We start from the raw sequence: 13,056 nt of genomic DNA, 5'->3' as shown, positions 1-13,056 counted from the left end.
CTAAAGGAATCACAGTTAAGCATTGGTTGAAATTACTCGAGGGAGAAGCCCCGATGTTTGAAAAACTAGAGATATTCCAGATGGCAGGCGCAATGGCCCGCCACGCTGCATCGCGTCAGGCACTGACCGCGCAGAATATCGCCAATGCCGATACGCCGGGCTATAAGGCCCGCGATCTGGCGTCTTTTGCCGATACATATCGTGATCAATCCGGCGGGATGGAAATTCGCGCCACGCGGGCAGGACACCTTATGGGAAGCAGTGCCTATTCGTCTGCGCCGCGTATCATCGCGGGAGCGGGTAGCGAATCGCCCAATGGCAACAATGTGTCGCTTGAGGGCGAGATGATGAAGGCCACCGAAATTAGCGGGAACCATAAACGCGCCATAGCCATCTACCAATCATCAATGGGCATTCTGCGCACCAGTCTAGGCCGCAGGTAAGGAGATATTATCATGAGTGAATTGATGAAAATCCGCGCATTGGCGACCAGTGGCATGCAGGCACAGGCCGCCCGCCTGCGCCATGTTTCGGAAAATATTGCCAATACAGATACCCCCGGTTACCGCCGGAAAACGGCATCTTTTGAAGATGTGGTTACAGGGGGGCAACGCACGGGTGAAGTGAAAATCGGTCAGGTGGAACTTGACCGGTCCGAACTGACGCGGATCTATGATCCGGGGCATCCGCTTGCGGACGAAAATGGTAACTATGATGGATCGAACGTCAATCTAGTGATCGAAATTGCTGACGCGCGCGAAGCGCAGCGCAGCTATGAGGCGAACCTCAAAATGTTCGATCAGGCGCGGCAAATGTCGTCCAGCCTGCTTGAACTATTGCGCAGATAAAAGGTGATCTAGAATGGACATTAAATCCTCACTCGCAGCCCAGCAATATGCAGCAACCCGCCCCGCGACAGCGCCAAAGCCTGACGCGGGTGCGGGCGGGCTGGGGGCCTTTGGCCAAGTTGCTGCCGATTTTGCCGCAACCCTGCAACAGGGCGAAGACGTGGCCAAGGCGGCTATGGCAGGTGGTGCCGACCCGCTGTCATTGGTCACCGCGCTGGCGCAAACCGAATTGGCAATCGAGACCGCCGTGACAGTGCGCGACAAGGTGGTCGAGGCTTATCAAGAAATCCTGAGGATGCCAGTCTAATGAACGAGCTGATATTTTTTGATACCCTGCGAGAAGGGTTATGGATTGCGGTGGTTATATCGCTGCCGATTCTGACGGTTGCGCTGATAACGGGCCTAACGGTTGGCCTGTTTCAGGCGCTGACCTCTATTCAGGAAATGACGCTGACGTTTGTGCCCAAACTGGGTGCAATTCTGGCGGTGTTCTGGGTTTCAATGAGTTTCATGACCGAAACGCTGGTGTCATTTTTCACCAGCACCATCATTCCATTGATCGCAGGAGGATAGGCATGGAAAATGCTGGATACACCACCCTGACCCGTCAAGCTGGCCTATTGCGCGAGATGTCGACAGTGGCGAATAACCTTGCCAATCTATCGACTACAGGGTTTCGCAAAGAAGGTGTGATTTTTGCCGAACACATCAAGGCGCTGGACGGCAAAGAAAGCTCGCTCTCTATGGCCACCGCAAACGTACGGCTGACCATGCAACAGCAGGGCACCCTGACCCAGACCAACGGCAGCTTTGATTTCGCTATCGAGGGCGACGGTTTTTTCATGATCGAAACGCCGGATGGCCAGCAACTGACCCGAGCTGGCAGTTTTACCCCCAATGGCGAGGGTGAGCTGGTCACGCCGGATGGGTACCGTTTACTGGATGGCGGTGGTTCCCCAATTTTCATTCCGCCCGATGCGCGTTCAATCACGGTATCGGCGGACGGAACACTTAGTGCTGATGGTCTGCCACAAACCCAGATCGGACTGTATACGCCCGCTGATCCCACCGACCTGACCCGTCAGAACGGGGTTCGGTTTCAGGTTAAGGGTGATGTTGTTCCGGTTGAGGATTCCGCCATTATGCAGGGGTTCGTCGAGGATTCCAACGTGAACCCCGTGATCGAAATTGCCCGCATGATCGAGGTTCAGCGCTCTTATGAACTGGGTCAGGGTTTTCTGGATAAAGAGGATGAACGCATTCGCGGCGTCCTTTCTACCCTTGGTCGATAAATAACAAAAGGAGGCCCAGATGCGCGCCCTTAAAATTGCCGCCACCGGAATGATGGCCCAACAGATGCGGGTCGAGGTGATCTCGAACAACCTCGCCAATATGAGCACAACCGGATACAATGCCCGGCGTGCCGAATTTGCCGATCTGCATTACCAACAAGCCACACGTGCGGGGACAATCAATGCCGCAGACGGGACGGTTTTACCAACCGGTGTTCAACTGGGATTGGGGGTGCGGCCAGCATCGGTTTCCGTGCAACTGGCGCAAGGGTCACTGGCGGCCACGGGTGGTGATCTGGATTTGGCGATTGAGGGGGCGGGATATTTTGAAGTGACCCTGCCGTCCGGCGCTTCAGGCTACACTCGGGACGGTGGGTTGAAACGCTCTGCCGACGGGTTGATCGTGAATTCGGAAGGTTACGGCGTGGTGCCCGATATCACCATCCCGTCCGACGCTCGCAGCATCGCCATCAACGCCGAGGGTGAGGTGTATGCCTATTTCAACGACCGCGTGGAACCCGAATTATTAGGTCAGTTCACACTGGCCACATTCACCAATCCAAAGGGGATGGAGGCGATCGGAAGCAACCTGTTTCTGGAAACGGGAGCCTCTGGACCTGCCCTAGTCAGTTCGCCTGGTGAAAACGGCTTGGGAGTATTGCGCCAAGGATATCTGGAGAATTCTTCCGTTGATGCCGTGCGCGAAATCACCGAATTGATCGAAGCCCAGCGCGGTTATGAACTGAATGCAAAAGTTATCTCTGCCGCTGATCAAATGCTCGGCGCAACCACACAGATCCGCTGATGGTGAAATGGATTTTTATAATATTTTCACTTTTCGCCTCAACCGCCTTTGGCGAAACTCTTGTTGCGACGCGAACTATACGCAGTCACTCAATTATCACCGCCGATGACGTCCTTCTTAAGGATGTGGACATTGCCGGGTCGCTTGACCGGATTGAAGATGCCGTGGGGCTGGAGGCGCGGGTGGTTTTATATGCAGGTCGTCCTATTCGTCCGAGCGACGTTGGGCCAGCAGCAATCATCAAGCGAAACCAGATTGTTATGCTGGTTTATCGACGCGGCGGCTTGCGCATAATGGCTGATGCTCGTGCGTTGGGGCGCGGTGGCGTTGGTGATTATTTGCGAGTGATGAACCTGACATCCCGCACCACAATTACCGGAATAATTGGTGCTGACGGCACTGTCACCGTTGGCCGATAAAATAAATATAAGGACCTGTAAATGTCTCGATCTTCTTGCCTATCCCTGATCATCATCCTGTTGGCTACATCAGGCTGTGCCAAGTTGAAAACCGTTGGGCAGGTTCCGCCACTAACACCGATTCAAGGCACGGATGAACAGTATGCAATGATGACCCCTTCCCTTGTGCAAAGCGTTGAGCGGCACCGGCCCGCGGATACCGCCTCGCTCTGGGATGCAGGCCGGCAGTCATTATTGGGGGATCGGCGCGCCGTTCAGCGCGGTGATATTTTGACTGTTGTTATCGAGATCGATGACAAGGCCGAGATTTCAAATTCAACCGCTCGCAATCGCAATGGGTCTGAACGGGCAGGCCTGCCAAACCTGTTGGGTATCCCGCAGCGCATCGATGAAAAACTTCCGGCAGGGGCGACAATGGGAACCGCCTTTGAAAGCAATTCGACCAGCACCTTTGCTGGGGACGGATCGGTCCGGCGCAAGGAAAAACTTACTCTTAGGGTTGCCGCGACCGTTGTGGATGTGTTGCAAAACGGTGTGCTAGCAATTCAAGGCTCACAAGAGGTTCGGGTGAACTTTGAAATCCGCGAGCTGTTGATCTCGGGTTATGTTCGCCCCGAGGACATTTCGCGCCAAAACCAGATCACATATGACAAGATTGCTTCGGCCCGAATTTCATACGGTGGGCGCGGTCAGATATCAGATGCGCAGCAGCCCCGCTATGGCCAGCAGGCTGCCGATATTATCCTGCCATTTTAACGAGGTTAGTTATGGGTAAAATACTCCCTATTCTATTTGCACTTATTGGTGTTGGCGCTGGCATCGGGGCGGGCGTCATGCTGAAACCTGAACCGATTGTGGAAACCGATGCTGCCACTTGTGGTCCCGAAGCCAAAGAGGGCCACGTCGAGACTGCCCGTGACACGGATGAACAAGGTAATGACGTTGTTCCTGAATACGTGAAAATGAATAACCAGTTTGTCATACCCGTGGTCAAGGACGGGAAAATGGCCGCACTGGTTGTATTATCAATCAGTCTTGAAGTGACGCCCGGCGGGAAAGAAGCAACGTTTCAAAGAGAGCCAAAACTGCGGGATGCATTCAACCAGGTCCTGTTTGACCACGCAAATGCAGGCGGGTTTGAGGGGACATTTACCAACAGTAATAATATGACCCTGCTTAGGGATTCCCTGTATGAGATTGCCAAAAAAGTTGCAGGCCCCGTCGTCAAGGACGTGCTGATTGCGGAAATTGTGCGGCAGGATGTTTAACTGATACTTTCACAGCTTGTTATGTTTTAACCGTGCAGCATCCGAAGCCCTAACCACAAGCCGTCGCACAGCTTCATCTTTGCCGAATGCTTTTTGCGTGTGCATTTTTTGCTCATCCTTTACCGCAATCAAGGCTGCTCTTTGGGTGTTCAGATTCATTATTTCTTTTTGCCTCCACATTCTCCAGCGATCATCGGCCCCTGCATAAAGTGCAATATCCACACACCCGTTATTCGTAAGTGATGCATCCCTGTCTGTGCCTGACGTGTTCAGGCTCTGGATCTGGCTCGCTTTTCTTTGCTCTTCCCTTACGGTGCGCTGAAGCTTCATCATTTCTACGTCTAGCGCCATTTGGGTTAAGGCACGTAGCGTTTTCAACTGTTTCTCCAATTACACACGCCCCCGAGGCTGTGCTACATTCCGCAGCTTTTCTGCAAAGCGAATTGCGGCAGCCACAGCATGGTAATGTTCTGGCCGAACTTCCTGCCCGATCTCGACAGTTGCAAATAGTGTTCGGGCTGTGGGTGGATCACGATGAATTGGCACTCCAGCTTCGGCAGCCGCCTCTCTTATCCGCGCAGCAATTTCATCCACACCCTTGGCCACACAGGACGGTGCGGCGCCGGAACTTCGATTCCATTTCAATGCAACTGCATAGTGCTCTGGGTTAACAATGATAACATCAGCTTCCGGCACATCAGCCAGCATCTGGTTCATTGCAATAGCATACCCCTTTTGCCGGCGTTGTTGTTTCATGTGCGGATCACCCTCGCTCTGCTTTGCTTCGTCTGTCATTTCCTTACGTGACATCATATTTCGGCGGGTATGTTCGGCCTTTTGAAACAGAAAATCCACAGCCCCTATGGCAAGGGCGATGATTAAAACAATGGATAAAAATTCCACGACCAGGCGCAGCAAAACGCTTGTCACCATTGCGGGGGAAAGGTGCACAGTTCCCAAAATTTCAGGCAGCTTGGTTTTCAAAAACATGGCCAGCACTACAGAATATATCAACAGTTTGAAAAAGCTTTTCCCAAACTCGAATAAACCGCTGCGCCCGAATTTATTCTTGGCATTCGAAAGGAGTGAAATGCGCGAGCGTTTCGGGGTCAGTTTTTCTGGTGCCACAATAAAACTACGCTGGGCAAGAATTGTAAGCAATACAAGTAACCCCGGAATAAGAAACCATGGGCCAACAGAGGTTAGCAGTACTTTCATTATCCCGCCGGAGGTCGATTGTGCACTGTCATTAAAGAATATTTCGGAGATTTGATCGGAATTTTCCAGCATATTGGCCAATAACTGTCCAAAATTGGAGGTCAACACAGCACCCATAGCAACGGCAACCAACAAAATCCCACCATAAGATGCTGCGGTATTCAAATCCGTAGATTTCGCAACTTCGCCTTTTTTACGTGCATCATCCAGCTTCTTTTGTGTTGGCTCAAATTGCTTGTCGTCGTCCTCAGCTCCGCCGCTCATCTGCGCCACCCAAACGGAATTTGTAGATACTCTGACAGCTCGCTCGACCAGACTGACAACATCAACGGCAGAACCAGAAACATTAGAACGAGCGCCCCGGCTGTGATCGCCGGCGCCCCGACAAATGCCACCATCAACTGTGGCATTGCCCGATTAATCACGCCAAGCGCTACATTATATATCAGTGAGGCAATGATAAATGGCGCTGCCAATGTAAACGCCAATGCAAAGGCGCTTGCCACCTGTGATACACCCCATTCGCTGAGCACCGCTGCGTCAGGAAACCGGCCGGGCAACAATACATCATAAGACAGGATTATGGCCTCGGCCAATCTCACATGAAGGCCGCCCATTACCGCAAGGGCAAGGCCGCCGAAAACCAGAAGATGGCCAATAGCCGGTTGCGGGTCAACTCCGACGCTGCCGCCGAAAACCTGCGACAAAGATGTTGCTTGTGCCGCAATTGATCCAGCCATTTGCAGCGCAAAGATAAACAGGCGGAACCCGATCCCCAGCGCAAGACCTGCCAATGCCTCGGTGGCAAGGAGTATCGACAAAATCCCTTGATCTTTGGTTAAGGGCTCCACTTGGCTGGCGACAGCTGGCGTGACGATTACCGTAAATCCCAGTGCTAGCCCAAGGCGAACACGCTGTGGAACTGAACTTTCCCCAAAGGCCGGAAGCACAGCCATCGCCGCCCCTACCCGCAAAAAAACAATAATGCCTGTCAGCAAACCTTCTTGTCCAAATTCCTGAAGGGTGCTCAAAGCTGCATTCATGCCGGAACCAAACCGACAAGAGAAGGCCGTGCCTCAATTCCGATTTCCTCAAACGAGAGCACGGGATTTGTGATTCCCTTTGCCGAAAGAACTGTTCGCAAAAACCGTCGCCGGTGGCGCGGTGTTGCTATCGCAGGATAAATTCCAGTCTCTGATGCCCGCGCCAGTTTTTCGGCCACGCCATTCGCCAACCTGTTGAAATCATCCGGCGGTAAGGCAACATCGCCATAGCCACGGTCTCCTTCAATCTGATAGGTCGTAAACGTTTGCTCCCATTCCGGTGCTAATTGGATTAGCGGGATCGTACCATCATCCCGTTTCATCTCGGCAACCAATTGAAATCCTAGGCGTTGCCGGACGTGCTCGCAAATTGCATCTGGTGACGGATTTACTGGTCGAGCCTCGGCAATCGCCTCAAGGATCAATGGAAGATTACGAACAGAAACCCGCTCCTCCAATAACAGGCGCATTACCGTCAGCAGCAGGTCTACAGGTACTTTATCAGGCATCAATTCATCCAGCATTCGCCGATTTGCTTCTGCTCGTTGGTCGTCCGACAGGTTAACAAATTCGTCCAACAACCTTCGCAATGCCTTCAACGTCAACAGCCGCGCAAAATTTCGTTTGATCACTTCTAAAAGGTGGGTGGCCAAGACTTCTGTCGCTGTAACAATCGTCACACCGGATAGGGCCGCTTCTTCTTGTGCTTCGGTTCCAATCCAGCGGGCAGGGGCACCATATACCGGCTCGCTCACATCTTCACCCCCGGGCAAAATATCCGGCCCATCTGGCAGCAATGCCAAGGCGCACTCCGGTCGCAATTGATCGCGCACTTGCTCGACCCCTTGAACCTTAACCACATATGTACCCGCAGGCAGAGATGCATCATCTGTCAATCGGATTTCGGGCAGGATCAGCCCAAAGGAGGACGCAACATGGGTTCTCATATTTGCGATACGTGCATCCAGACCCGTTGCCGGATCCAACACCATACTGACCAGATCGGGGGCAAACTCGACATGGATATCTTCCAAATCGAGCAAATCCCCCATCGGGGTCCGGGTTGGTTGTGCCTCAACCTCTTGCGCTGTTTTCTGCTCATGGGATTTCTTTTTTATTGCAGAGTTACGCATAGCCCATGCGCTGGCCGACAGAACAACCGCGCCAACCATAAACGGGAAAAACGGCAAGCCCGGAACCAGTGCAAATAGCGCCATCAATACGGCAACAGTCGTAAGCGCTGCCGGATATCGCCCCAATTGGCCGATAAGCTCACGGTCAACCGACCCTTTTGTGCCGCCCCGTGACAATAACAAAGCCGACGCAATCGAAATAATAACCGCCGGAATTTGCGAGACAAGACCATCACCAACCGTCAGAATTGCATAGGTTTCAAAGGCGTCGGACAAGGGCATCCCGTGCATTACAACACCCATGACCAGGCCCATTACAAGGTTTAACAAAGTGATAAGCAACCCGGCAACAGCATCACCTTTGACAAATTTTGACGCGCCGTCGAGGGACCCGAAGAATGTCGTTTCTGCCTGCTCTCTCTCGCGGCGGGCTTTTGCTTCAGCGTGATCAATTGCACCGGCGGACATATCACTATCAATTGCAAGCTGCTTACCCGGCATCCCGTCAAGCGCAAATCTTGCGCCTACTTCGGCCATGCGCGCGGCCCCTTTGGTGATCACAATGAAATTCACGATGATCAACACGCCAAAAACAACAAGCCCCATAAAGACGCTTCCACCCATGACGAAATTTGCGAAGCCTTCGATGACATTACCTGCGGCCCCGGTGCCTGTATGCCCCTCGCCAATAATCAATTTTGTCGAAGATACATTCAGCGATAAGCGCAACATCAAGGATGCTAACAGAACTGTTGGGAACGCCGAAAACTCCAGTGGTCGCTCAATAAAAAGTGTTATTGTGAACATAAGAATGGCCAGCGCGAATGATGCGGCCAACCCTATGTCCAAGACCCATGACGGCACCGGCAAGATCATCATTACGATGATTGCCATCAACGCCAACGCCAGCAGAATTGTGGGCTGGAAAATACTGGAAAGTATAAATGATGGCTTATCCATCATCTTGTCCTATCGCGATCAGGCGCTGTGCCGTTTGCCTTGCCCTCAGTGGAACCAGCGACCCGTGTGTGCGAGGGCCGCTATTACCTAACAGCAGTGGATAATGGTTAGTGCGAACAACCGGGTTAAGCTCCGGCAAATTCGGTGCATCCACCGCAACTGTTAATAATGGGGGCGGTGAGGTGTCATTTCCAAGCAGAGCCTTTCGAAATGCATTAAACCGTTTTTCGTACTTATCCGCATATTTTGGTGTGCGCGAATGATATGCGCCTGCTGCACTACTCCAGTCTCCTTTTTCCCGATATAGTTTCAGAAGAAAATTCGCGGCATATAATGCGTTTGGATTTGGCTCGAACATCTCCTCAATCGAGGCAAACTCTTGTCCGTGCCACTTATAGTTTATCTGGAAACAACCAACATCAAAACTGCGGGCACCACGCTTATAGTTCTTGTAAACATAGGCCCTCGCGTTATCTTCATTATCAAACCAGACTCCCTTGCCCTCCATGTTGACCGTCCATGGCCAGGGGCGCATTTCCCCACTTCGACTACGCCCCGTTTCGGTTAGTGAAATTGCTTGCAACACAGAAACCGGAACCCCGGTTTTTTGCGCAGCATATGCCGCAGCCTGATCGCAGATTAGCGACAAATCCTGCGCAGAATTCACACGATCCGGCACAAAAACAACCGCAAGAAACATAGATGTTACAAGAATAAAGCGATGGAAAAACTTGCAAATATATTTGCAATAACTGGCAGATTTCATGGCCAACATATTTCTGTTTTTCAGGGCAGTTCTGGCCATTATTGAATGCAATTCTTGCTATGGTTTCTCAATCAAAATACGCCACAACCCTTTAGAAAATATGACTAAAACAAGTATTATGAGCCTTCTTGTGTAAGGGTGGGATATTCCTCCAACAACCGCTCTATAGTATCCCGTTCTGTTTTGCTCATCGTTAGCAAAGAATTATCTCGTGCAATAACTTCATTGATTGAAGGTTCTACCTCATCCACGGGTTTGTTTTGTGTTAGCATTATTTGCGCGACTGCTTGCTCTATACTTGATCCTGTCAAAGACAGTTGCGTCCAATCCTCTGATCGCCACATAGCATATTTCTGGCTTTCACGATCCTGTCCTGCACCATACTCACGCGCGGCATCCATAAAGTTTCCTGCTTTCTCATACGCCAATGCCCGTAGTATTGCGGCTTCTTCACCCGCGATGTTTTCAAGAATCATAATTGCTCGCTCTGCTTTCCCGTCGAGAATTGAAGCATGGGCCAATATCATACGGTCATCGGTTACCGGTGAAGTAGGTGCAGCCAGCACCTTCTCGGCCATAGCCGACCAACCTTCTTTTAACAGCCGTAAAGCCAGTTTTCTTCTGGTTTCGCGAGATATGACCTGACGGTCTATTTCACCTTGGGCTGCCATAACAAACTGCAACAAAGCAACTTCTGTGGCATCGTCAGTGACGCTTTCTATTACATCCTCCCAGGTTTTTTCTTTCTCTTGCTTATCCAATTGCGTAAATGAGTCCAGCTTCTGAAGCGTTCCTAATGCTTTTTGATATTCCCCGATCTGACCAAAAGACATCGCAATCAATCGTGTTAGATCTGCACCAATTCTTGTATCTTGCTGTTCAAAAATATGGGATTCTGCTGTGGCAAGGAGCGCGTGATCAATATTACCATCACCTTCCAGTCGCACCTCAAGCAGCTCGATTATTGCCTTTGGTGCTATCGCACTATCTTCAACGATTATTTCCTCTAATGCATTTTCTGCGGAATTATTAAGCCCGCGCTGCAAATCAAGCCGTGCATCAAGTAGACGGAAATCCGGCCCGACTTCTCCTGGTGCACGGGCGATGGCATTTCTTATTGAACGGGCAGTGCCAAGGTCATCGAATTCTAGGAATTTCTGCGCCAAGCGCGGGCCAAGAAGCTTTCTAAGATGAACTGGTAAGTTGGAAAATGCGCCAATTACCGGAACACGGTTGATATTGTCTTGTTTTGAAAAAGATGGCGTGGCCAAGGCAGCCCACAAAGCAACATCAGTATCACAACTGATTTGCCCTTCAAAATACGGATTTCGCTCAGATGCCATTCCGTCAACAATTCGCGCCATTGCTGATAAGGTATTTTCATCCTCAAGTGTCACATCAAAAGTCGCAAGCACATCCAAGGCTTCCACGCCGAAGCCCGCATAAATATATGCTTTTACCAGATCCTCCACGGCGCGTTCATCAATCTGGTCAAACTCGCCTGAAATCTTACCTCTTTTCTCAGAGACTCTGGCCAATACTGAATCTGCGTCACCCCAATTAACCACATTAAATTGTGCATCCGAAAGACATTCTGACCCGCTATCTGTCATTAAACCGGATGTGGTTAAATTTGCAAACTCACGATCTATACTGCTTTCAATATGAATGTTGATCTGCGGTTTTGTAGATGGTGCCAGCGCTTCTATTTCCACAGAATTTGCGGGATCGTCTCTATCTTGACCCACATCTGGCGGATCTGGAAGATTGGCATCCAGCAATCCTTGTGAGGCAGCACGGCCAATCTGACGCAGTATTGTAGATTGCATTTCCGCGACACGATGTGTTGGTAGTTGACTCGCAGCGTCGTCATTTTCAGCAAACACTCCAACTCTAGGGCTGGTTTGAGATCGCACAATCGGCGTCCCAAACGGAAGAATGTCCGTTGATAAAACCTGCGCAGTTTCGGCAAAAATATCTGGAGGGTTTTCAGTCGTGCTCGCATCGACATTCTGATCTTCAGAAAGCTCACCAGAGTCGAATGCAGTTTCGAATCTTGACGTAGAAGATGGCTGCCCATCTTTAATATCTACAACCAGCAACCCGGGTCTGAATTCAAATGCATCGGCATAGCATTCGCATCCCAGAGCCAAGATGATACGCGTGTTATCCTCGGAAACCGTCAGGTTTTTTATCCTGTCACGAGAAATCCGGCGATACACATCCGAGATATCGATTGCAGCCCCAACCCTTTGCAACCTGATCTCATACCCGTATTCAACGCGACCCATTTTCCAATCAACCGGTCCGGTAAACTCGAATGCCAATCTCGAAAAATCTGCGTGCTCGCCAGATCGGACAGTAACACGATCTGCAAAGGCCATTATTGGAAAGCAGATAAAAACCGTAGCGAAAAGGATACGCATCACGCCGCTTCCTGCTTGAGTGCCTTTAATGCCTCTTCAAGTTCGCCATAACTGGGGCGGCAATGCCCTGGCGCATTCTGACGGCCCACTTCGATGCAGATATTTGTGGCATGTTTATATAGGTTCGCAACCAGCACTTCACGGATAAGTTGGTAAAAGTGGTTATCCTCTTCTACAATTGCTTTTACCTTTCCAGCAAACGGCCCAACCAGACCATATGCCAGAAAAATACCAAGAAATGTCCCGACCAACGCCCCACCAATAAGCTTGCCGAGAATTTCTGGCGGCTGATCGAGCGACCCCATTGTTTTGATAATCCCCAAAACAGCGGCAACAATTCCCAACGCAGGAAGAGCATCTGCCATATTCTGCAGCGCATGGCTGGAATGAAGCGCATGATGCGCATTTGCTGTCATGCGTTTTTCCAATACTTCTTCTACCTGATATGGATCGTCATAATTCATTGAGGCAGACCGCAGAGTGTCACAGATCAGGGCGATTGCCTCTTTATCTTTCAGGATTTTGGGGTAGCGCGAGAAAATTGACGATTCATTCGGGGCTTCGATATGTTCTTCCAGCCCAACCGGATTCTGGCGTGCAAACCGGATCAGTTCAAACAAAAGGCACAACAAATCCCGATAATCTTCGTGTTTCCAGGTCACGCCTTTGAATACTTTTCCCAGATCCTTGAGAGTTTGTTTCACCTGCGGAATATCATTGCCGATCAGGAATGCACCAACGCCCGCACCCCCAATCATTGTTAACTCGAACGGAGCCGCCTTCAGGATGATACCCATCTTGCCGCCAGCCGCCAGATAGCCACCAAAGACCATGACAAAAATCATGATAATTCCGATAATTCCGACCATTCAGATCAC

At 50.9% G+C, this 13,056-nt stretch carries 16 protein-coding genes; 9 read left to right on the top strand and 7 right to left on the bottom strand.

All coding sequences use genetic code 11. From position 1 onward, the window contains the following. Positions 1-53 precede the first annotated feature (53 nt). Genes ACWB12_RS09715 through ACWB12_RS09675 form a run of 9 tightly spaced genes read left to right on the top strand, consistent with a single transcriptional unit; the run spans position 54 to position 4,632 of the window. Positions 54-443 (top strand): FlgB family protein, encoded by a 390-nt coding sequence (locus ACWB12_RS09715; RefSeq protein ID WP_479529880.1) that lies wholly within the window; start codon positions 54-56, stop codon positions 441-443. Between the two features lie 12 nt (positions 444-455). After that, positions 456-848 (top strand): flagellar basal body rod protein FlgC, encoded by a 393-nt coding sequence (gene flgC / locus ACWB12_RS09710; protein WP_479529879.1) that lies wholly within the window; start codon positions 456-458, stop codon positions 846-848. 13 nt (positions 849-861) lie between these two features. Continuing rightward, a complete protein-coding gene (gene fliE / locus ACWB12_RS09705; protein WP_479529878.1) occupies positions 862-1,155 on the top strand; it encodes a flagellar hook-basal body complex protein FliE in 294 nt (97 codons plus the stop codon). After that, positions 1,155-1,421: a flagellar biosynthetic protein FliQ gene (locus ACWB12_RS09700; protein ID WP_479529877.1), complete on the top strand. Its 267-nt coding sequence runs from the start codon at positions 1,155-1,157 to the stop codon at positions 1,419-1,421. Before fliE ends, ACWB12_RS09700 begins: the two co-directional genes overlap by 1 nt. Before the next feature lie 2 nt (positions 1,422-1,423). Then, positions 1,424-2,140 (top strand): flagellar hook-basal body complex protein, encoded by a 717-nt coding sequence (locus ACWB12_RS09695; protein ID WP_479529876.1) that lies wholly within the window; start codon positions 1,424-1,426, stop codon positions 2,138-2,140. 19 nt (positions 2,141-2,159) lie between these two features. Beyond that, positions 2,160-2,945 carry a flagellar basal-body rod protein FlgG gene (gene flgG / locus ACWB12_RS09690; protein ID WP_479529875.1) on the top strand — a complete coding sequence of 262 codons (786 nt, stop codon included), beginning with the start codon at positions 2,160-2,162 and terminating at the stop codon, positions 2,943-2,945. Next, positions 2,945-3,364 carry a flagellar basal body P-ring formation chaperone FlgA gene (flgA, locus tag ACWB12_RS09685; RefSeq protein WP_479529874.1) on the top strand — a complete coding sequence of 140 codons (420 nt, stop codon included), beginning with the start codon at positions 2,945-2,947 and terminating at the stop codon, positions 3,362-3,364. The genes flgG and flgA overlap by 1 nt, the downstream gene beginning before the upstream one ends. Positions 3,365-3,385: 21 nt before the next feature. Beyond that, the gene (flgH, locus tag ACWB12_RS09680; RefSeq protein ID WP_479529873.1) at positions 3,386-4,120 is read left to right on the top strand and encodes a flagellar basal body L-ring protein FlgH; all 735 of its coding nucleotides are present in this window, start codon (positions 3,386-3,388) and stop codon (positions 4,118-4,120) included. Positions 4,121-4,131: 11 nt separating this feature from the next. Continuing rightward, the gene (locus ACWB12_RS09675) at positions 4,132-4,632 is read left to right on the top strand and encodes a flagellar basal body-associated FliL family protein (RefSeq protein WP_479529872.1); all 501 of its coding nucleotides are present in this window, start codon (positions 4,132-4,134) and stop codon (positions 4,630-4,632) included. Positions 4,633-4,641: 9 nt separating this feature from the next. Here ACWB12_RS09675 and ACWB12_RS09670 read toward each other — a convergent pair whose 3' ends face one another. The 7 genes from ACWB12_RS09670 to motA all read right to left on the bottom strand — a co-directional run bounded on the left by ACWB12_RS09670 (position 4,642) and on the right by motA (position 13,047). Beyond that, positions 4,642-5,010 (bottom strand): hypothetical protein, encoded by a 369-nt coding sequence (locus ACWB12_RS09670; protein ID WP_479529871.1) that lies wholly within the window; start codon positions 5,008-5,010, stop codon positions 4,642-4,644. 12 nt (positions 5,011-5,022) lie between these two features. Then, the gene (locus tag ACWB12_RS09665) at positions 5,023-6,114 is read right to left on the bottom strand and encodes an EscU/YscU/HrcU family type III secretion system export apparatus switch protein (protein WP_479529870.1); all 1,092 of its coding nucleotides are present in this window, start codon (positions 6,112-6,114) and stop codon (positions 5,023-5,025) included. Continuing rightward, positions 6,111-6,893, bottom strand: a complete 783-nt coding sequence (locus tag ACWB12_RS09660) for a flagellar biosynthetic protein FliR (RefSeq protein WP_479529869.1) — start codon at positions 6,891-6,893, stop codon at positions 6,111-6,113. Before ACWB12_RS09660 ends, ACWB12_RS09665 begins: the two co-directional genes overlap by 4 nt. Then, positions 6,890-8,986, bottom strand: a complete 2,097-nt coding sequence (flhA, locus tag ACWB12_RS09655) for a flagellar biosynthesis protein FlhA (RefSeq protein WP_479529868.1) — start codon at positions 8,984-8,986, stop codon at positions 6,890-6,892. Before flhA ends, ACWB12_RS09660 begins: the two co-directional genes overlap by 4 nt. After that, entirely contained in the window at positions 8,979-9,791 is an 813-nt protein-coding gene (locus ACWB12_RS09650; protein ID WP_479529867.1) for a lysozyme family protein, read from the bottom strand. The genes flhA and ACWB12_RS09650 overlap by 8 nt, the downstream gene beginning before the upstream one ends. Before the next feature lie 77 nt (positions 9,792-9,868). Further along, positions 9,869-12,178 carry a hypothetical protein gene (locus ACWB12_RS09645; RefSeq protein ID WP_479529866.1) on the bottom strand — a complete coding sequence of 770 codons (2,310 nt, stop codon included), beginning with the start codon at positions 12,176-12,178 and terminating at the stop codon, positions 9,869-9,871. Continuing rightward, positions 12,178-13,047: a flagellar motor stator protein MotA gene (motA, locus tag ACWB12_RS09640; protein WP_479529865.1), complete on the bottom strand. Its 870-nt coding sequence runs from the start codon at positions 13,045-13,047 to the stop codon at positions 12,178-12,180. Before motA ends, ACWB12_RS09645 begins: the two co-directional genes overlap by 1 nt. Positions 13,048-13,056: the final 9 nt, after the last annotated feature.

Source organism: Profundibacter sp., from assembly GCF_056498605.1.
Note: the sequence above shows the minus strand (reverse complement) of the source record. Positions and strands in the feature narration are given on the sequence as shown.

Coding starts and splice junctions, on each gene's coding strand:
- ACWB12_RS09715 (WP_479529880.1), top strand. CDS start 54: ATGTTTGAAAAACTAGAGATATTCCAGATGGCAGGCGCAATGGCCCGC.
- flgC (WP_479529879.1), top strand. CDS start 456: ATGAGTGAATTGATGAAAATCCGCGCATTGGCGACCAGTGGCATGCAG.
- fliE (WP_479529878.1), top strand. CDS start 862: ATGGACATTAAATCCTCACTCGCAGCCCAGCAATATGCAGCAACCCGC.
- ACWB12_RS09700 (WP_479529877.1), top strand. CDS start 1,155: ATGAACGAGCTGATATTTTTTGATACCCTGCGAGAAGGGTTATGGATT.
- ACWB12_RS09695 (WP_479529876.1), top strand. CDS start 1,424: ATGGAAAATGCTGGATACACCACCCTGACCCGTCAAGCTGGCCTATTG.
- flgG (WP_479529875.1), top strand. CDS start 2,160: ATGCGCGCCCTTAAAATTGCCGCCACCGGAATGATGGCCCAACAGATG.
- flgA (WP_479529874.1), top strand. CDS start 2,945: ATGGTGAAATGGATTTTTATAATATTTTCACTTTTCGCCTCAACCGCC.
- flgH (WP_479529873.1), top strand. CDS start 3,386: ATGTCTCGATCTTCTTGCCTATCCCTGATCATCATCCTGTTGGCTACA.
- ACWB12_RS09675 (WP_479529872.1), top strand. CDS start 4,132: ATGGGTAAAATACTCCCTATTCTATTTGCACTTATTGGTGTTGGCGCT.
- ACWB12_RS09665 (WP_479529870.1), bottom strand. CDS start 6,114: ATGAGCGGCGGAGCTGAGGACGACGACAAGCAATTTGAGCCAACACAA.
- ACWB12_RS09660 (WP_479529869.1), bottom strand. CDS start 6,893: ATGAATGCAGCTTTGAGCACCCTTCAGGAATTTGGACAAGAAGGTTTG.
- flhA (WP_479529868.1), bottom strand. CDS start 8,986: ATGGATAAGCCATCATTTATACTTTCCAGTATTTTCCAGCCCACAATT.
- ACWB12_RS09650 (WP_479529867.1), bottom strand. CDS start 9,791: ATGGCCAGAACTGCCCTGAAAAACAGAAATATGTTGGCCATGAAATCT.
- ACWB12_RS09645 (WP_479529866.1), bottom strand. CDS start 12,178: ATGCGTATCCTTTTCGCTACGGTTTTTATCTGCTTTCCAATAATGGCC.
- motA (WP_479529865.1), bottom strand. CDS start 13,047: ATGGTCGGAATTATCGGAATTATCATGATTTTTGTCATGGTCTTTGGT.